This window comes from Stenotrophomonas sp. STK17_22 (assembly GCF_051983905.1).
Classification (GTDB): domain Bacteria; phylum Pseudomonadota; class Gammaproteobacteria; order Xanthomonadales; family Xanthomonadaceae; genus Stenotrophomonas; species Stenotrophomonas maltophilia_A.
Genome location: NZ_CP197010.1, coordinates 4,986,025 through 5,003,904, shown reverse-complemented (window position 1 = coordinate 5,003,904; position 17,880 = coordinate 4,986,025). Strand labels below are relative to the sequence as shown.

Sequence of the window (17,880 nt, the reverse complement as noted above, 5' to 3'; positions counted from 1 at the left end):
TGGTCGTCGCAGTGGGTTCGTGCCAACCAAGGTTGGCACCCACCAGAGCGATACGTTGGTTGTTGCAGGGGTAGTGCCGGCCGCTGGCCGGCAATCGCCGTTGGTAGATGCCGACCTTGGTTGGCGCTGTGGGTTCGTGCCAACCAAGGTTGGCACCCACCAGAGCGGTGCGTCGGTTGTTGCAGGGGTAATGCCGGCCGCTGGCCGGCAATCGCCGTTGGTAGATGCCGACCTTGGTCGGCGCTGTGGGTTTGTGCCAACCAAGGTTGGCACCTACCAGAGCGGTGCGTCGGTTGTTGCAGGGGTAGTGCCGGCCGCTGGCCGGCAACCGTTGTTGGCACCCACCAAAGCGATCGTTGGTATCAGAGCAGCCCTTCGCGCTTCACCGCCAGGTAGCGTTCCACCAGCGCACCGGGCAGGGCATCGGCGGTCACGTCCAGCACCATCACCTTCTCGCTGCGCAGCGCCTCATGCGCCTTGGCGCGCTGCTGCAGGTACAGCGCCGCGGCACCGGCCTGGGTGGCGTCTTCCAGTGTCTGCACTTCGCTGTCCAGCGCGCCGTCCAGCTCGCGTTCGCGCAGGCTGGCCACGCACACCAGGTGGCGCTGCTGCAGCAGGCGCACTGCCGCCAGCAGGTCTTCGATGTCCTCGTCGCGTACGTTGCTGACCAGCATCACCAGCGCGCGCCGACGCTGGCGCAGCGACACTTCGGTGGCGGCGGCCAGATAATCGGTGGCCACCGCACGTGGCTGCAGGTCGTAGCTGGCGCGCAGCAGGTGCTCGACGGTGCCCATGCCGCGCTGCGGCGCCACCCAGCGGCGTTCACCACCGGCAGAGAACAGGCCGGCGGCATCGCCCTGGCGCAACGCCAGGTAGGCCACCACCAGCGAGGCGTTCAAGGCATGGTCGAAGTGCGAGAGCCCGCCTTCGCTGGCCAGCATGCGCCGACCGCTGTCGAGCATCAGCAGCAGCTGCTGGTTCTTCTCGTCCTGGTATTCGCGCGAGATCAGCTTGCGCGCACGCGCGGTGGCCTTCCAGTCGAGCTGGCGCAGGCTGTCGCCGATGCGGTACTCGCGCATCTGGTGGAAGTCGGTGCCTTCGCCGCGGCGGCGCTTCACGTGTGCACCGACCAGCCGCGAGGCCTGGTCGGCACTGAACAATGCAAAGCGGGTGAGCGGCACGAAGTTCGGATAGACCCGCACGTCCAGTGCGGGCGGCAGCGTGCGTTGCTGCCACCACAGCCGCCACGGTGAACGCATGCGCAGGTGCACGCCTTCGAAGCGGAAATGCCCACGCTGCAACGGCTGCAGGTGGTAGTGCAACGTGGAGGCACTGCCGGCCTGCAGGCGCACGCGCTGCGGCAGCGCTTCCAGCGGCCAGCCACCGGGCACCAGGTCGAACACCTGCACCGTCATCGGTGCGTCCGCCTGCAGCCGCAGTGCAGCCTCGCGGCGCACGCCCAGTGCCAGCGCTTCGGGCAGTTCGCGCTGCACCTGCGGCGACGGACGCCGCCACTGGCGCCATAGATCCACCAGCGCCGGCACGGCAATCGCCAGCGCCGCCAGAGCCCAGCTCCAGCGCGGCAGCAGACCGCCCAGCGCCAGACCGCCCAGGGCAGCCCAGGCCAGCAGCACTGCCAGCAGCAGCGGGGCCGGCCTCATCGGCGCGGCGCTTCCACCTTGGCCAGCAGCGCGCCCAGCACGTCGTCGGCGTCCTGGCCTTCGATCTGCAGTTCCGGGGCCAGCGCGATGCGGTGGCGCAGCGCCGGGCGTGCGATGTCGCGCACATCATCCGGAGTGACGAAATCACGACCGGCCAGCACCGCCTGCGCGCGCGAGGCACGCACCAGCGCGATGCTGCCACGCGGGCCAGCGCCGACCGCGATACCCGGCCACTGCCTCGTGGCCGCCACAATCCGCACCGCGTAGTCGATCACTTCGTCGTCGACGGTGATCGCCGCAGTGGCGCGCTGCAGTTCCAGCAGCTCACCAGCACCGAGCACGCGTGGCACCTGGCTCAGGTCGAAATCGCTGGCGGCGCGGCCGCTGGTGATCGCGGTCACCATGCGCTTCTCGTCCTCCAGCTGCGGGTAGTCGATCAGCACCTTCAGCAGGAAGCGGTCCAGCTGTGCTTCCGGCAGCGGGTAGGTGCCTTCCTGCTCCAGCGGGTTCTGCGTGGCCAGCGCCATGAACGGCGGCGCCAGGGTGAAGGCCTTGCCTTCGATGGTCACCTGGCCTTCCTGCATCACTTCCAGCAGCGCCGACTGGGTCTTGGCGGGTGCACGGTTGATCTCGTCGGCCAGCAGCAGGTTGGTGAACACCGGGCCGCGGCGGATCTTGAAGCTCTCGCTCTTCGGGTCGTACACCGCGTGGCCGCTGACGTCGCTGGGCATCAGGTCGGGGGTGAACTGTACACGCCCGTAATCCAGCTCCAGGGCCTGTGCCAGTGCGCGCACCAGCAGGGTCTTGCCCAGCCCGGGCACGCCCTCGATCAGCACGTGACCACCGGCAAGCAGCGCCACCAGGATCTGGTCCAGCACATCGGCCTGGCCGATGAAGGCGTGGCCGACGGCATCGCGGATGGCATCGACGCGTTCGATCAGGCGGGCGTTGGCGGCCGCCGGCAGCTCGGGGACTTCGGTCATAGCAGGGATCTCATCTGGAGCAGCAAGCGGATGCGCTCGCGCAGGGCGGAGGAATCGTGCGGCGGTGGGGGCGTGAGCGCGCTGGCGACGCGGCCCTGCGGCCACTTCAGCAGCTCGGCGATGGCCTGATCGCGCGGCGCACCATCCAGTGCGGCGGCAATCGGTGCGCGCAGGCGCAGGCGGTGCAGGAACAGGGCGAGCACCGCCTCGTACAGGCGTATGCCGTGACCGAAGCGCAGCAGCAGTTCGCCACTGGCGCGCACGTGCTCCAGCAGTGAACGACGTTCCAGCACCGGCGACGGCAGCAGGCTACCGAAGCGCTGCGAGCGGCTCCAAAGCCAACCCAGCAGGGCCAGCAGCAACGGTGCCCACAACGGCCAGCCCTGATAGAACATGCGCGACCACAGCGACGGCGGGCGGCTGGCATAGACCAGCCAGACCGCACCCTTGCCATAGTTCGGATCGAGCAGGTAGCGGGTCAGGTCGCGATGCGACGCGTCGTGCAGGCCGTCGCTGGCCCCGCTACCTGCCGACGCCAGGCGCGCTGCCGGTGAGTCCACTTCGCTGCGCATGAACTCCATGTCGGCCAGCACGCTCACTCTGCCCTGGCCGTGGCGCAGGCGCGCGAACACCAGGTCGCGATCAGTGCCCCAGCGGCGTTCGGCCTGCGCACTGGCGGCAAAGCCCAGGGTGAAGCGGCGGCCACCACAGAATTCGACGTGGCCCGGATCGTCGTCGACATGGAAGGCCTGGCAGTCGCTGCGCTGGAACAGGCTGTCTACGCCCAGCCGGTCCAGCAGGGGGCCCTGTGTGCTGCCGGCATCGTCCTCGGCCGGCGGCGGCGTACGTACCAGCAGGTGGCCACCACCGTCGACCCAGTCCAGCAGTGCGCTGGCGACGGGCGGCGGCAGTTCGCTGCTGTCCTGCAGCAGCACCACCGTGTCGTGGCGCCCCAGCGTCATCTGCTGCAACTCCAGCCGCGGTCGCGAATGCACGTCGATGCCATCGGCGCGCAGGGCCTGACCCAGCACGTACAGCGGGTTGTAGGCGGCCTCGCCCTGTGGCGGCAGCCGGATCGTCTCGGTCACCCGTTCGTGCGTGCGCAGGTAGAGGATGGTCAGCGGCACACCGAGCAGCACCAGCAAGCCCAGCAGCAGCGACCAGAACAGGCGCGGACTCATGCCTGCCATCCGTACTGCTGGCGCAGGGTATCGGCCAATGCATCGAAATCGGCGCGGCTGGGCAGGCGGCCACCGTAGGCGGCGTACTGCCACATGCACACGATGCGCGCGAACAGGTCACGGTCGCTGGCCTGGGGCATGCGTCGCGATGCGCGCAGGCATTGCGCTTCGGTGGCACCGGGTGGAAGCGCGATACCGCTGCGCTCGCCCACCGTGCGCACGCTGGCGCGGTACAGCAGGGCCAGCGCCTGCCGCGGCCGGCCCTGGTCCCAGAGCAGGCCGGCCTGGGTGGCCACGTCCGGCGGCAGCACCACCGGTAACTCCACCTGCTCCTCCAGCACCTTCGGTGCAGCGTCGGCCTTGCGCCGGCCACTGCCACGCAGCCACGGCAGCCACAGCCGCGCGGTCAGCAGCAGCACCAGCAGCAGGATGCCGAGCAGGCCCCACAGGCCCCATTCGGCCAGCCGTGCCAGCCAGGCGATGCCGTCCTTGCGCGCCTTGCGTTCACCTTTGCTGTTGGTGTCACGCTGCAGCTGCTTGTCTTCCTTCTTTTTTTCCTCGGCCTGCTCGATCGGCTTCCAGCGGGTGACCTGGCGGGTCGGGCGCTGCAGCGGGTCTTCATAGGCGCGGTTCACTGCCTGACGAAAACCGGCGGTGTCCACCGGCGCTGTACCGAAGATCATTGCCGGCGTATTGGCGGGGTCGTTGGCCGCGGTGGCCGGTTCTTCCGCACTGTCTTCGTCCTCTTCGGCATCGCCGGCCTGCTCCGCGACCGTCTGCGCGTCCTGCGCATGCACCGGTGCGGACACCAGCGGCAGTGCCAGCCACAGCAGCAGCGCCAGCGTCGATGCTGCCGGCAGCAGCCGCTCGCGCAGGCGGCGCAGGGCGATTTCGACGTCCCAGGCTTCCATCTGCGTTCGACGGTTCAGGTACAGGCCAAAGCCCGCACCGACGAAGAACGGGCCGATCAGCACTGAGGCCAGCCAGCACGCCAGGTTGAAGCCCAGCCGTGCCCATGCCGGCGTGTCCTTGCCAATCATGTCCCACGCCGCACGCCACGATTCGGACATCAGCTCCAGTGGCATGAACATGAACACCGCACCGATCGCGCCGGATACCAACACGGCTTCGAACGCCAGGCAGGTCACCGTCAGTACCAGTGCCGCGCCCGCTGCGCCGGCTGCCACCGCACGACGGCGTGGGCCGCGCTGGCCCGGTGTGTTGCCTTCCAGCAGGTTCACCGGCAGGCACAGGCTGCGCAGCACGCTGAAGCGACGCCAGCCCAGGTAGCCCCAGAAACCGGTGTTGCCCCAGTGGCGCTGCGCGCGCAGCGCGGCCAGCGTGCCGACCGGCTCACCGAAAATGCCGCGCGACAGCACGTACAGCGGCGCGCGTTCGAACAGCGGCTTGCACCACCACATCGCCAGCCAGGCCCAGCCGAAGGCATCCAGCCACCAGCCGAGCGCGTTGAAGATCACGAACAGCGGTGCACTGGCCAGCAGCCAGCTGCCCCACAGCGCACGCGCGTGACGGCGGGACAGGGCGGTGCCCAGCTCCATCGCTTCCCAGCCACTGCGGGCGCGCAGCGCCACGTCCAGGCGGTCAATGCGCATGGCCGCCCCCACGTCCGCCGCGCCACAGCCACAGCAGCACGCCGGCCCACAACACACCGGCCACGCTGAACTTGCCCCACGCCGGTACTTCGGCAAGCGAGGACCAGAAGGCTTCGATGAAGGCGGCCACCAGCAGCATGAAGGCGACACCGAGGCACAGCCGTGCGCCGATGCGGCCGCCTTCGACCAGTGCATCCAGGCGGCTGCGCCGGCCCGGTGCCAGCAGCTTCATGCCCAGCTGCAGACCGGCACCGCCGGCGATCACGATCGCGGTCAGCTCGAAGGCACCGTGGCCGACCACGAAGCGCCAGAACGGGTCGCCATGGCCGATGTGCTGCAGGTGACCGGCCACCGAACCGATGATCACGCCGTTGAACAACAGCACCAGCAGCGTGCCCAGCCCAGCCAGCAGCCCGCTGGCGAAGGTGCGCAGGGCGATGCTGATGTTGTTCATGATGTAGTGGCCGAACATCATCCAGTCGGTGCCGCTGTCACGCCCCAGGCGCTCGGCGGCGGGATCGTACATGCGCTCCATCTCGGCGATCTGGCGGTTGTCCATCAGCATGTGGATCAGGTCCGGATAGACCTGCACCAGCACGAAGCAGGCCACCGCCGGCAGCGCGAACATCGCCAGCGCCACCCACATGCTGCGCGCCTGGCTGCGCACCAGCAGCGGGAAATCGGCCACCAGGAACTCCAGGGCACCCCGCCAGCGCGTCGGCGGCGTGCGGTACAGCACGCTGTGGCCCTGCTGCATGAGCTGCTGCAGGCGCTGCACCAGCTGCGGGCTGTAGCCGCGTTCGCGGGCCAGCGCCAGTTGCTGGCACAGCCGCCGGTAGCGCTGCGGGAAGGTGGTGTCGTCCAGTGCCAGGCCGCTGGCCTTGCGGCGCGTGCGGCGTGAGGCACCAGCACGCAGCAGCAGCCACTGCTCCAGGTCCTGCCATTCCTGCTGGTAGCGGGCGACGAACTGTTCCTGCTTCATCGCCGCCCCAGCAGCCAGTTGGCCATCGCATACAGGCGCAGCACCCCGACCTGGCCATGGGTGCCGGTCAGTGGCTCGGCAATACCGGCCAGCTCCTGCTGGCGCGCCGCCGACAACCGTGGCGCGCGCTCGGCGAAGGCCATCAACGCAGCCTGTTCCTCTGGTCGCAGCGGCTGCGGCGGGGCCAGCACGCTGTCGATGGTCGGCGGCGGTGGCAGGTACAGCGCGGGTGCGTGCACCACCACGGTGCCCGCCACCAGGTCGCCAAGGCGGCGGCCATGCGGATCGAACAGGCTGCTGATCAGGCCCAGCGCATAGCCGAACGGCAGCATGTCCACCGTGCGCAGCAGGTTGCGGGTGATCGCCGCCATCCAGCCTACCGGCGCGCCATCTCGGGACAGCACGCGCAGCCCCAGCGCACGCTTGCCCAGCGTGCGCCCCCACAACGCTTCGCAGACGATCGGGTAGGCCCAGTAGACCAGGAACATCAGCACCAGGTAGAGGCCGGAGCCGAACTTGTCCAGCAGCGCCAGCGGAATGGACACCAGCACCAGTGCCGCGATGCGCACGCCAAGATCGACCAGCCAGGCCATCGCCCGCGGTACCGGGCCGGCGGCAGGCAACTGCAGCGGCACACCCTCCGGCGTCACCACCTCGCGGTAGGTATCGAGCATCGGTGCGGCCATCAGCGCGATGGCCTTCGTTGTGGGCGCCGGAGTCCTCTCCGGCGGGCAGCCACAGGCATGGGGGTCTCGACAGGTCCTGGTCGGGCCAAGACTTTAGCAGAGCCGCATGGCAGCGTCGGGGGCTCAGCCCCGGTATTCGTCCTTCAGCCGCACGTAGTGGTCGGCCGAGTAATGCAGCGCCTCGATCTCCTTGTCACTGAGCGTGCGTGCCGGTCGTGCAGGGTTGCCGACCCACAGCTCGCCTTCGCCCACCACCTTGCCGGGACCGATCACCGCACCGGCGCCGACGAAGCCATGGCGCTCCACGCGGGCGCCATCGAGGATGCAGGCGCCCATGCCGATCAGGCTGTAATCGCCGATCGTGCAGGCATGGATGATGCAGCCGTGGCCGACGGTCACGCCTTCGCCGATCAGGGTCGGGTAGCCGGCCTTGTTGTACGGGCTGTGGTGGCTGACGTGGATGATGGTGCCGTCCTGCACGTTGGTGCGTGCACCGATACGCACATGGTTGACGTCGCCGCGGATGACCGTGCCCGGCCATACCGACACGTCATCGGCCAGCTCCACGTCGCCGATGATGGTGCAGGCCGGATCGATGTACACGCGTTCGCCGAGGACGGGCATCTTGTCGCGGAAGGGGCGCAGCGGGTTCATCGAAGTCTCCGGAAATCAGGGCGTTCACGACGATGATACCTGCGTGGTCTGCACGCCGCGCGCGCACCGCAGGGTAGTGCCGGCCGCTGGCCGGCAACCTCATGGGCGTGTCTGGAGTTCTGCGATTGCCGGCCAGCGGCCGGCACTACCCGCTACGGTTCGTAGCTGCAGCCGATGCTGTATGCGGAACAGCGGATCGCGCGCAGCATTGCAGTAGATCCACGCCATGCGTGGACGGCATCCACCGCGCTCGTGTTACGCCACGCGTCCCCGGCGTGCGCGCTCCAGGTGCACCAGCAGCAGCGAGATCGCTGCCGGGGTCATGCCCGGAATGCGCTGTGCCTGGCCGATGGTCTGCGGGCGTACGCGCTCCAGCTTCTGCAGCGCTTCGGCCGACAGCCCGCGCACCGTCGCGTAATCGAAGGCTTCAGCGATCGGCGTGGCTTCGTGCCGCTGCTGGCGCTCGATCTCCTCGCGCTGGCGGTCCAGGTAGCCGGCGTACTTCACGCCGATCTCCACCTGCTCGGCAACCTTGCCATCGGCCACCGCCGGGCCCAGCGAGGGCACCTGCATCAGCTTGGCGTAATCCAGCTCGGGGCGCTTGATCAGGTCCAGCACGTTGGTCTCGCGACTGACCGCCACGCCCAGCGTCTCGTTCACTTCGCGGCCCAGTGCATTGGCCGGGGTTGCCCACAGCGCACCCAGGCGTGCGCGCTCGGCAGCGACGGCGGCCTGCTTGGTCTCGAACGCGCTCCAGCGGCGATCATCCACCAGGCCCATTTCGCGGCCGGTCGGGGTCAGGCGCTGGTCGGCATTGTCCTCGCGCAGCTGCAGGCGGTACTCGGCGCGGCTGGTGAACATGCGGTACGGCTCGTTGGTGCCGTGGGTGATCAGGTCATCCACCAGCACGCCCAGGTAGGCCTCGTCGCGACGCGGGCACCAGCCGTCCAGCCCGCGCACCTGGCGCGCAGCGTTGAGGCCGGCCAGCAGGCCCTGCGCGGCGGCTTCTTCATAGCCGGTGGTGCCGTTGATCTGGCCGGCGAAGAACAGGCCGTTGACCAGCTTGGTCTCCAGCGAGGCCTTCAGCCCGCGCGGGTCGAAGAAGTCGTACTCGATCGCGTAGCCGGGGCGGGTGATGTGTGCGTTCTCGAAACCACGGATGCTGCGCACCATCTCCAGCTGCACGTCGAACGGCAGCGAGGTGGAGATGCCGTTGGGGTAGATCTCGACGATGCCCAGGCCTTCGGGTTCGACGAAGATCTGGTGGCTGGCCTTCTCGGCGAAGCGCACCACCTTGTCCTCGATGGATGGGCAGTAGCGCGGGCCGATGCCTTCGATCTGGCCGCTGTACAGCGGCGAGCGGTGCAGCGCGTCGCGGATGATCTGATGGGTCTGTTCGGTGGTGTGGGTGATCCAGCAGCTGACCTGCTGCGGATGCTCGTCCACCGAGCCGAGGAAGGACATCACCGGCCGCGGTGAATCACCGGGCTGCTCGTCCATCACGCTGTAGTCCAGCGAGCGGCCATCGATGCGCGGCGGCGTGCCGGTCTTCAGGCGGTCCACCTGGAACGGGCGCTCGCGCAGGCGCGCGGCCAGCGTGGTTGCCGGCGGGTCGCCCATGCGGCCGGCGGCGTACTGGGTCGGGCCGACATGGATCTTGCCGGCCAGGAAGGTGCCGGCGGTCAGCACCACGGCCTCGGCATCGAAGCGCAGCCCGGTCTGGGTGATGACCCCGCGCACGGCGTCGCCTTCGATGACCAGGTCGTCCACGGCGGCCTGGAACACGGTCAGGTTGGCCTGGCCTTCGACGATGGCGCGGATCGCCATGCGGTACAGGTTGCGGTCGGCCTGGCAGCGGGTGGCGCGCACGGCCGGGCCCTTGGAGGCATTGAGCGTGCGCCACTGGATGCCGGCGCGGTCGGCGGCATGCGCCATCGCACCGCCCAGCGCGTCGATCTCCTTGACCAGGTGGCCCTTGCCGATGCCGCCGATGGCCGGGTTGCAGCTCATCGCACCCACCGTTTCGATGTTGTGGGTCAGCAGCAGGGTGCGCACGCCGGTGCGGGCCGCAGCCAGCGCGGCTTCGGTGCCAGCGTGGCCACCGCCGATGACGATGACGTCGTAACGATGGAAGGACGGATTCATGGGGGCTGTTCAGCTGGGGGCGGGCGCGGCCGGAGGCGGCGCCGGGGTGGCGATTTTAGCGCCATTCGGGGCCGGGACGTCGCCGCCGGCCGGCCAGCGCCGAAATCAGCCCTAAAGTTGGCAGGATTTTTGCAGATAACCCAATAGCACCCACCGTGGCTGGCGCCGTAGGCGCCCGTGACCGGAATTGGAACAGGGGCCGGTACAGGCGCACGGTGGGGGAGCAGAGGGCCGGCAGTCGGGGGACTGTCCGGCCCTGTTTTTTTGCGGCTGTCGGGAAGGCGCCATCCACGCATGGCGTGGAGCTACTGACGCTGGGGCCCTCGCCGGTTGGCGACCCAACAAAACAAACGGCCCCGCATTGCGGGGCCGTCTGTTTTCAGAGGTGCCGACATCCGACAGGGCCGGAACAGGGGGGATCCAGATGTTCCTGTCGGATATCGACGTAGAGCTTTTTGCGGCGGCCCGTGTCGTTTTTGTCACTTTGTGACGCGGGCCGTCACTGTCCGCGTAGATTGCGGCTTAGACCGTGTGAAATGCAAGACAGTTCAGCGCTCAACTGTGCGCTGCGTCGCACGATCCATGTTGCGCCAGGGGGAACCGTTCATCCTCGGCGCACTCGGTGCCGGTGCCGGACGGGCCTGCGGCGGGGGCGCCGACGGCTGGGCGTTCGATTGCGGCGGGCGGCGCATGGAGTCCATGTTCCGCCACGGCGAACCCCCGTTGTACGACGGACGCGACGGCGGCGGCGGACGGTGCTCGCCGCCATTGCCCGGACGCGGCGGCGGGCGGTGGTTGTGCGGCGGACGGTAGATCGGGCGCGAGTAGTACGGGTTGCCGTAGCCGCCGTAGTAGCCGCCATAGCCACCGTAGTAGGGGCCGTAGTTGTAGGGATAGCCGGCCGGGTAGCGGTATTCCACCGACGGCGCACCGTGGTAGTAGCTGCCGCTGCGGCCGCCGCCGACATAGTCGTAGGTGGTGCAGCCGGTCAGGGCCAGCAACAGGCCACCGGCAAGCATCAGGCGCATTTTCATGGTGGGTCCCCCCAGAGGACGGGTGTGCAGTCAGCTTCGGGCGCCAGCGTTGAATCGGCCCTTAATTCCGCCGGCCAGGATGAATGGAGGCGTAGGGCTGCATGCTGGCATGACCTGTGTCCCGGTCGCCAGCGCGGGGGCATACGTTAATCTTGCGTCATGAGCGATTCACTGTTGCCCCGCGCCGACGACGTCCTGCTTGCTGCCGCGAGGATCGCCCCGCATGCCAGCGTGACCCCGGTGCTGCGCTCGCACACGCTCGATGCGCTGGCCGGGGCACAGCTGGCCTTCAAGGCCGAGCACCTGCAGCGTGGTGGTGCGTTCAAGTTCCGCGGTGCCTGCAACGCGGTGTGGTCGCTGGAGGCTGATTCCGCCAGTGCCGGCGTGGTCACCCACTCCTCCGGCAATCATGGCGCCGCGCTGGCGCTGGCCGCGCGCACCCGTGGCATTCCCTGCCATGTGGTGGTGCCGGAAGGCGCGGTGGCGGCCAAGCTGGCCAATATTGCCCGGCATGGCGCCACGCTCTGGCACTGCCCGCCGACCATCGCCGATCGTGAAGCCACCTGCGCCAAGGTGCAGGCTGATACCGGCGCGACCCTGGTCCATCCCTATACCGACCCGGCGGTGATGGCCGGGCAGGGCACCGCCGCCCTGGAACTGCTGCACAGCGACGGCCCGTTCGACGTGCTGGTGGTGCCGGTGGGCGGCGGCGGCCTCGCCAGCGGCACTGCGCTGGCCCTGCAGCACGCCAGCCCGCAGACCCGTCTGGTGCTGGCCGAACCGGCCGGTGCCGACGATACCGCGCGCTCGCTGGCCGCTGGCGAGCGCCAGGACGCGTTCACCCCGGACACGATCTGCGATGGCCTGCGTACCCTGATCGGCGCGCCCAATTTCGAACTGCTGCGCGCGGCCGGTGCCGAGGTGATCGTGGTCGATGACGCGGCGACGATGGCCGCGATGCGCCTGCTGTGGGAGGTGCTCAAGCAGATGGTCGAGCCGTCCTCGGCCACCGTGCTGGCTGCGGTGCTGGCGCAGCCGCAACGTTTCGCTGGACTGCGCGTGGGCCTGGTGCTGTCCGGCGGCAACGTCGACCTGCCAGCGCTGCGCTGGGGGGCGCCGTGAGCCGCGACCGGCAGCGGCCTCGCACCGGCCTGCTGGGCTGGCTGTGGCGGCTGTTTGTCCTGCTGGTGATCTGGCTGCTGGGCGTGACTGCCTGGATCGTCTGGGTCGGCGAGCGTGACCAGGCCGCCAAGGCCGACGCCATCATCGTGCTGGGTGCGGCCGCCTATGACGCCAAACCGTCACCGGTGTTCGAAGAGCGTATCCGGCATGGGCTGGACCTGTACGAGGCCCAGTACGCGCCGCTGCTGATCTTCACCGGCGGCTACGGTGGCACCGGTGCGCGTTTTTCCGAATCGCAGGTGGCGCGGCGTTATGCGCTGAAACATGGCGTGCCGGACGATGCGATCCTGATCGAAACCGCCTCGCGCAATACCGTGCAGAACCTGGTTGAAGCCAAGCGGCTGATGGACCAGCGCGACCTGCACCGGGTGATCATCGTCAGCGATCCGCTGCACATGGCGCGCGCGCTGCGCCTGAGCAAGGCGCTGGGCATCGATGCGCTGGCCTCGTCCACGCCCAGCACGCGCTTCCGCAGCTTCCACACCAGCTGGCGCTTCCTGGTGCAGGAAATCTATTTCTTCCACCGCGACCTGGTGCGCCCGCCGCTGAGTTCGCCGGCCAATACCTGAGGCGGAAGCCTGCATTTGGGTGGGTGCCGACCTTGGTCGGCACACTGCTGGCGGCACCGCGATCTGATGGGGTGTGCCAACCAAGGTTGGCACCTACCGGAGCGATTCGCGTGCGGTGTGGATTGCGGTAGTGCCGGCCGCTGGCCGGCAGATGCCCACCATGGAATCGCGAGGTTGCCAGCCAGTGGCTGGCACTACCGGACGATCAGGTCTGCTTGCGCCGGATCGGAATTGCCGACACCGGCACCGCGGCCACGTCATGCCCGCCTTCGCGGATCGGTGCGCCCGGGTCCGGTGCCCAGGCGTGCGCATAGATCACTTCCCAGCTGCTGGGCAGCTTGCCGTCGGCACGACGCATCGGTTCATACGCCGCTGCCGCAGCGGCGAAACGGCCACGCCCGGTCAGCGTGTGGCGACGGTCGACGCGGGCATTGGTCGCGCCCATCGCGCGCAGTTCGCGCATCAGTGACGGCAGGTCGTCGTAGGTCAGGGTGAACAGATCGCGGTCCAGCACCGGGTCGCGGAAGCCGGCCATCATCAGCGCGTCGCCGAACTGGGCGATCTGCGCGAAGCGGCTAACGTGCGGACGATCATCGGCGGCGGCGAACGCTTCGTTGAGTTCCACCAGGGTTTCCGGGCCGAAGGTCGAGCACAGCAGCAGGCCACCGGGCTTGAGCACGCGACGGAATCCGGCGAACACCGCCGGCAGGTCGTCCACCCACTGCAGGCACAGGTTGCTGAAGATCACATCCACGCTGTTGTCGGCCAGCGGCAGCGCGGCGGCATCGCCGCACAGGCGCTGGAACGGCTTCCACCAGCCGGCCTGGCGCTTGGCCTGGTCCAGCATCGGCAGCGCCACATCCAGCGCGATCACCTGCGCCTTCGGCCAGCGCTTCTTCATCAACGCGCTGGCATGGCCGGTACCCGCGCCGATGTCCAGCACCACCTCGGGCTTGCGTGCCTCCAGGTAGTCCAGCGATTCGATCAGCCGCGACTGCACCTCGCGCTGCAGGGCGGCGGCGGCGTCGTAGCTGCTGGCGGCACGCGCGAACGCGCGGCGGACGTGGCGGGCATCGAAGTGGGACGGCATTGCGAAACTCTCTTAGAACGTACCGGGGTAGGCGCCGCCGTCGATCAGCAGGTTCTGCCCGGTGAGGTAGCCGGCCTGTGCACTGCACAGGAAGGCGCAGGCGGCGCCGAACTCGTCCGGCGTGCCGAAGCGGCCGGCGGGAATCTGCTGGCGGCGGCGCTCGGCCACTTCCGCGGCGTCGCCGTCCTTGCCCGCACTGTGGGCGAAGTTGGCGCGCAGGCGGTCGGTGTCGAACTGGCCGGGCAGCAGGTTGTTGATCGTGACGTTGTGGGCCACCGTGCGGCGCGACAGGCCGGCGACGAAACCGGTCAGGCCGCTGCGCGCGCCGTTGGACAGCGCCAGGATGTCGATCGGTGCCTTCACCGCCGACGAGGTGATGTTGACGATGCGGCCGAAGCCGCGCTCGATCATCGCGTCCACGGTGGCGCGGATCAGCGCGATCGGCGCAAGCATGTTGGCATCCAGCGCGGCAATCCAATCCTCGCGCTCGAAGGTGCGGAAATCGCCCGGCGGCGGGCCACCGGCATTGTTGACCAGGATGTCCACCTGCGGGCATGCGGCCAGTGCCGCAGCACGGCCGGCCTCGGTGGTGACGTCGGCGACGACGGCGCGGACCTCAGCGGCACCGGGCAGTGCACGCAGTTCCTCGGCGGCGACCTGCAGTGCAGCCTCGCCACGCGCCACGATCACCACGTTCACGCCCTCGCGCACCAGTGCACGTGCGCAGCCCAGGCCGAGCCCCTTGCTGGCGCCGCAGACCAGTGCCCAGCGGCCGTTGATACCCAGATCCATGCGTCAGTCCTGCGGAATGTGGAAGGCGCTCATTGTCCGCCATCGGCCGGTGACAGGCCGGCAACGAAGTGTTGCAGCGCGGCGGCCACATCATCGGCATGGCCGAGGAAGGGCGCATGGCCGCCGTGGGCGATGGTCAGCGCCTGCGCGCCCGGGGTCAGCGCCGCAGCGGCCTGCATGGCGACCGGTGACACCAGGCGGTCGCGCTGGCCGGCGATCCACAGGCTTGGTTTGCCCAGCGTCGGCAGGGCACCGCGCAGGTCGGTGCTTTCGAGCAGGCGCAGGCCTTCCAGCAGGGCGCGTTCAGTGGGGGCACCGCGCTCGACCAGGCGCTGGCGCAGCGTGCGCAGCTCCTCGCGGGCGTGCGCCGAGCCCATCACGTCCAGCGCCAGGAAGCGCTCCAGGGTACCGCCGAAATCGTTGGCCAGCTCGCGCCCGAACTGCTCGAACACCTCCGGTTCCACCGCGTGCGGCCAATCCTCGCCACGCACGAAACGCGGCGTGGCAGCGATCATCGCCAGCCCGCGTACCTTCGGCAGCGTTGCCGCCGCGTGCAATGCGAACAGGCCGCCCAGCGACCAGCCGCACCACACCGCCGGCGGCGTGGCCGCAGCAATGGCACTGACCACGAACGGCAGGCGCAGCGGCGTGGTGTCCTCGCGACTGTGTCCATGGCCGGGCAGGTCGACAAGATGCAGGGTGAACTGGTCCGCAAGCCGCTGCACCAGCGGCGCGAACACGCCGCCCTGCAGGGCCCAACCGTGGATCAGCACCAGGTCCGGCCCACGGCCGGTGACGTCAATATGCATGGGCAACGACACGGAACTCAGGCAAAGACAGGCAGCGGCGGTGGCGCGGCTTCACGCACGGCCAGGGCCACGCGTTCACGCGCGCTGGCGATGGCCTCGACCAGACCCCGCACCTGTTCCGGTGCGTGCAGTGCGGACAGCGTGACGCGCAGGCGCGCCTTGCCTTCCGGCACCGTTGGCGGGCGGATCGCGCCGACCAGCCAGCCGGCCTGTTCCAGCGCCTTGGACATCGCCATGGCGCTGTGGTCATCGCCGCACAGCAGCGGCTGGATCGGTGTTTCCGAGGCCATCAGGTCCAGCCCGTGGCGGCGTGCTTCGCTGCGGAACAGCGCGATCAGGTCGGCCAGCTTGGAACGGCGCCAGTTGTCCCGGCGCGCCAGGCGTACCGCCTCGAGTGCAGCGGCGGCCATCGCCGGTGGCACGGCGGTGGTGTAGATGTACGGGCGCGCGGTCTCGGCCAGGTGCTCGACCAGATCGTCGCGGCCCAGCACCAGCGCACCGGAACCGCCCAAGGCCTTGCCCAGCGTCACCAGCTGCAGCGGCACATCGTCCACGCTCAGGCCGGCGGCAGCAACGGCGCCGCGGCCATCACCCACCACGCCGACGCCATGCGCGTCATCGACGTAGAACAGCGCCTGCTGCAGGCGTGCCACAAGCGACAATGCACGCAGCGGCGCGATGTCGCCATCCATGCTGAAGACACCGTCGGAGGCCAGCATCGCCGCGCCGTCGGGCGCGTGCTTGAGCTGGCGCATCGCGCCTTCCGCATCCAGATGCGGATAACGGCGCAGGCGTGCACCGGCCAACCGCGTGGCATCGAGCAGGCTGGCATGGTTGAGCTTGTCCTGCACGCAGACGTCGTTCTCTTCGCTCAGCAGCGCTTGCTGCACCGCCAGGTTGGCGGCGAAGCCACTGCCGAACAGCAGCGCACGCGGGTAGCCCAGCCACTCGGCCACCTCGCGTTCGAGGGCGTCGTGCATCGCGTGGTGGCCGCAGACCAGGTGCGAGGCACCGGCACCGGCACCTTCGCGCGCAGCGGCGTCCTGCAGCGCATTGACCACGCTGAACTGCTGCGCCAGGCCCAGATAATCGTTGCTGCAGAAGCCGGTCAGCCACTGGCCGTCCACCTCAAGGCGCACGCCGTCGCGACGGGTGACCGTACGTCGCGGGCGGCGACGGCCTTGGGCATCGCGCAGAGCGCGCTGGGCGTGGAGGCGGGCGGTCAGGTCGGGGCGGGCCATGGTGGCTGAATGCGTCGACGGGGCGGCTAGGGTAGCGCGTTGCCGCGGCGCCTGCTTGCGGCCTGTCTCAGGCCGCGTGAGCGCAGCCACAGCCGGGCGTATCGGCACTGATATCGGCGTGCACGGTGCCGCCGTGGTCATGGCCCTCGGCATCCACCTGCACCGCCATCGGCTGCAGCCCCAGCCGGGCGAACAAAGCCAGGTCGCGCTCGCTCTCCGGGTTGCCGGTGGTCAGCAGTTTGTCGCCGTAGAAGATCGAGTTGGCACCGGCCAGGAAACACAGTGCCTGCAGTTCGTCACTCATCGCCTCGCGCCCGGCCGACAGCCGCACCATCGAGCGCGGCATGGCGATGCGCGCCACTGCAATCATGCGCACGAACTCGAACGGGTCCAGCTCGGCACTGCCATGCAGCGGCGTGCCCGCCACCTGCACCAGCTTGTTGATCGGCACTGAATCGGGATGTGCCGGCAGCGAGGCCAGCGCCAGCAGCAGGCCGACGCGCTGCGCGCGCGTCTCGCCCATGCCGACGATGCCACCGCAGCAGGTCTTCAGACCGGCATCGCGCACGTGCTCCAACGTGTCCAGGCGGTCCTGGTACTGGCGCGTGTGGATGATCGAATCGTAGTAGTCCGGCGCGGTATCGAGGTTGTGGTTGTAGTAGTCCAGGCCGGCGTCCTTCAGCGCACGCGCCTGTTCGCCACTGAGCATGCCCAGCGTGGCACAGGTCTCCAGGCCCAGTGCCTTCACCCCGGCGATCATTGCCGCCACCTTCGGAATGTCGCGGTCCTTCGGCGAACGCCACGCGGCACCCATGCAGAAGCGCGACGCACCGGCGGCCTTGGCCTGGCGTGCCTTGGCCAGCACCGCATCGGTTTCCATCAGCTTCTGCGCGTTCACCCCGGTGCTGTAGCGCTGCGCCTGCGGGCAGTACGCGCAGTCTTCCGGGCAGCCGCCGGTCTTCACCGACAGCAGCGTGGAGACCTGCACCTGCGCTGGGTCGAAATGCTCGCGATGGACCGCTGCGGCGCGGAACAGCAGCTCGGGGAACGGCAGATCGAACAGCGCCTGCAGTTCGTCGTGTTGCCAGTCGTGGCGGATGGCAGCAGCCATGGCGGGACCTTGGGTACGAGTGGAGCGAGGGCGGCAGTGTGGGTGGGCGTGCGCAGGCTGTCAACAATATTAATGTTCACATGGTTTACAGTGTTTGCACTCCGGGCGATCCCGCCCGGAGCGCTGCTTCTGTCGTCGAGCGCGAAA

At 69.1% G+C, this 17,880-nt stretch carries 16 protein-coding genes; 2 read left to right on the top strand and 14 right to left on the bottom strand.

Annotated elements, in window-relative coordinates; all coding sequences use genetic code 11:
• Positions 1–362: 362 nt before the first annotated feature.
• The 9 genes from ACSYS9_RS23260 to ACSYS9_RS23220 all read right to left on the bottom strand — a co-directional run bounded on the left by ACSYS9_RS23260 (position 363) and on the right by ACSYS9_RS23220 (position 10,939).
• A complete protein-coding gene (locus ACSYS9_RS23260) occupies positions 363–1,661 on the bottom strand; it encodes a DUF58 domain-containing protein (protein ID WP_071228540.1) in 1,299 nt (432 codons plus the stop codon).
• On the bottom strand, positions 1,658–2,644 hold the full coding sequence (locus ACSYS9_RS23255) for an AAA family ATPase (protein WP_005411535.1): 987 nt from the start codon (positions 2,642–2,644) through the stop codon (positions 1,658–1,660). The genes ACSYS9_RS23260 and ACSYS9_RS23255 overlap by 4 nt, the downstream gene beginning before the upstream one ends.
• On the bottom strand, positions 2,641–3,825 hold the full coding sequence (locus ACSYS9_RS23250) for a DUF4350 domain-containing protein (RefSeq protein WP_071228539.1): 1,185 nt from the start codon (positions 3,823–3,825) through the stop codon (positions 2,641–2,643). Before ACSYS9_RS23250 ends, ACSYS9_RS23255 begins: the two co-directional genes overlap by 4 nt.
• Positions 3,822–5,438: a DUF4129 domain-containing protein gene (locus ACSYS9_RS23245; protein ID WP_071228616.1), complete on the bottom strand. Its 1,617-nt coding sequence runs from the start codon at positions 5,436–5,438 to the stop codon at positions 3,822–3,824. Before ACSYS9_RS23245 ends, ACSYS9_RS23250 begins: the two co-directional genes overlap by 4 nt.
• Positions 5,428–6,420 (bottom strand): stage II sporulation protein M, encoded by a 993-nt coding sequence (locus ACSYS9_RS23240; RefSeq protein WP_032129115.1) that lies wholly within the window; start codon positions 6,418–6,420, stop codon positions 5,428–5,430. The genes ACSYS9_RS23245 and ACSYS9_RS23240 overlap by 11 nt, the downstream gene beginning before the upstream one ends.
• Positions 6,417–7,106, bottom strand: a complete 690-nt coding sequence (locus ACSYS9_RS23235) for an RDD family protein (protein ID WP_049400866.1) — start codon at positions 7,104–7,106, stop codon at positions 6,417–6,419. Before ACSYS9_RS23235 ends, ACSYS9_RS23240 begins: the two co-directional genes overlap by 4 nt.
• Positions 7,107–7,229: 123 nt before the next feature.
• Positions 7,230–7,760 carry a gamma carbonic anhydrase family protein gene (locus ACSYS9_RS23230; RefSeq protein ID WP_032129113.1) on the bottom strand — a complete coding sequence of 177 codons (531 nt, stop codon included), beginning with the start codon at positions 7,758–7,760 and terminating at the stop codon, positions 7,230–7,232.
• Positions 7,761–8,015: 255 nt separating this feature from the next.
• Positions 8,016–9,905 carry a tRNA uridine-5-carboxymethylaminomethyl(34) synthesis enzyme MnmG gene (mnmG, locus tag ACSYS9_RS23225; protein WP_049400865.1) on the bottom strand — a complete coding sequence of 630 codons (1,890 nt, stop codon included), beginning with the start codon at positions 9,903–9,905 and terminating at the stop codon, positions 8,016–8,018.
• Between the two features lie 548 nt (positions 9,906–10,453).
• Positions 10,454–10,939 carry a hypothetical protein gene (locus ACSYS9_RS23220; protein ID WP_019337023.1) on the bottom strand — a complete coding sequence of 162 codons (486 nt, stop codon included), beginning with the start codon at positions 10,937–10,939 and terminating at the stop codon, positions 10,454–10,456.
• Between the two features lie 159 nt (positions 10,940–11,098).
• On the opposite strand from ACSYS9_RS23220, the gene ACSYS9_RS23215 reads away from it, so the two are divergent.
• Together ACSYS9_RS23215 and ACSYS9_RS23210 are read left to right on the top strand one after the other, a co-directional pair.
• The gene (locus ACSYS9_RS23215; protein WP_071228538.1) at positions 11,099–12,061 is read left to right on the top strand and encodes a pyridoxal-phosphate dependent enzyme; all 963 of its coding nucleotides are present in this window, start codon (positions 11,099–11,101) and stop codon (positions 12,059–12,061) included.
• Positions 12,046–12,690 carry a YdcF family protein gene (locus ACSYS9_RS23210; RefSeq protein ID WP_071228615.1) on the top strand — a complete coding sequence of 215 codons (645 nt, stop codon included), beginning with the start codon at positions 12,046–12,048 and terminating at the stop codon, positions 12,688–12,690. The genes ACSYS9_RS23215 and ACSYS9_RS23210 overlap by 16 nt, the downstream gene beginning before the upstream one ends.
• 205 nt (positions 12,691–12,895) lie before the next feature.
• Here ACSYS9_RS23210 and bioC read toward each other — a convergent pair whose 3' ends face one another.
• From bioC to bioB, 5 genes are all read right to left on the bottom strand, one after another.
• Positions 12,896–13,780, bottom strand: coding sequence for a malonyl-ACP O-methyltransferase BioC (gene bioC, locus ACSYS9_RS23205; RefSeq protein ID WP_071228537.1), 885 nt, complete (start codon positions 13,778–13,780; stop codon positions 12,896–12,898).
• Positions 13,781–13,792: 12 nt separating this feature from the next.
• Positions 13,793–14,572 carry an SDR family oxidoreductase gene (locus ACSYS9_RS23200; protein WP_071228536.1) on the bottom strand — a complete coding sequence of 260 codons (780 nt, stop codon included), beginning with the start codon at positions 14,570–14,572 and terminating at the stop codon, positions 13,793–13,795.
• Positions 14,573–14,601: 29 nt separating this feature from the next.
• Entirely contained in the window at positions 14,602–15,381 is a 780-nt protein-coding gene (gene bioH / locus ACSYS9_RS23195) for a pimeloyl-ACP methyl ester esterase BioH (RefSeq protein WP_071228535.1), read from the bottom strand.
• A gap of 17 nt (positions 15,382–15,398) precedes the next feature.
• Positions 15,399–16,622, bottom strand: a complete 1,224-nt coding sequence (bioF, locus tag ACSYS9_RS23190; protein ID WP_071228534.1) for an 8-amino-7-oxononanoate synthase — start codon at positions 16,620–16,622, stop codon at positions 15,399–15,401.
• A 67-nt stretch (positions 16,623–16,689) separates the two neighbouring features.
• A complete protein-coding gene (gene bioB, locus ACSYS9_RS23185) occupies positions 16,690–17,733 on the bottom strand; it encodes a biotin synthase BioB (RefSeq protein WP_005414796.1) in 1,044 nt (347 codons plus the stop codon).
• Between the last annotated feature and the right edge of the window lie 147 nt (positions 17,734–17,880).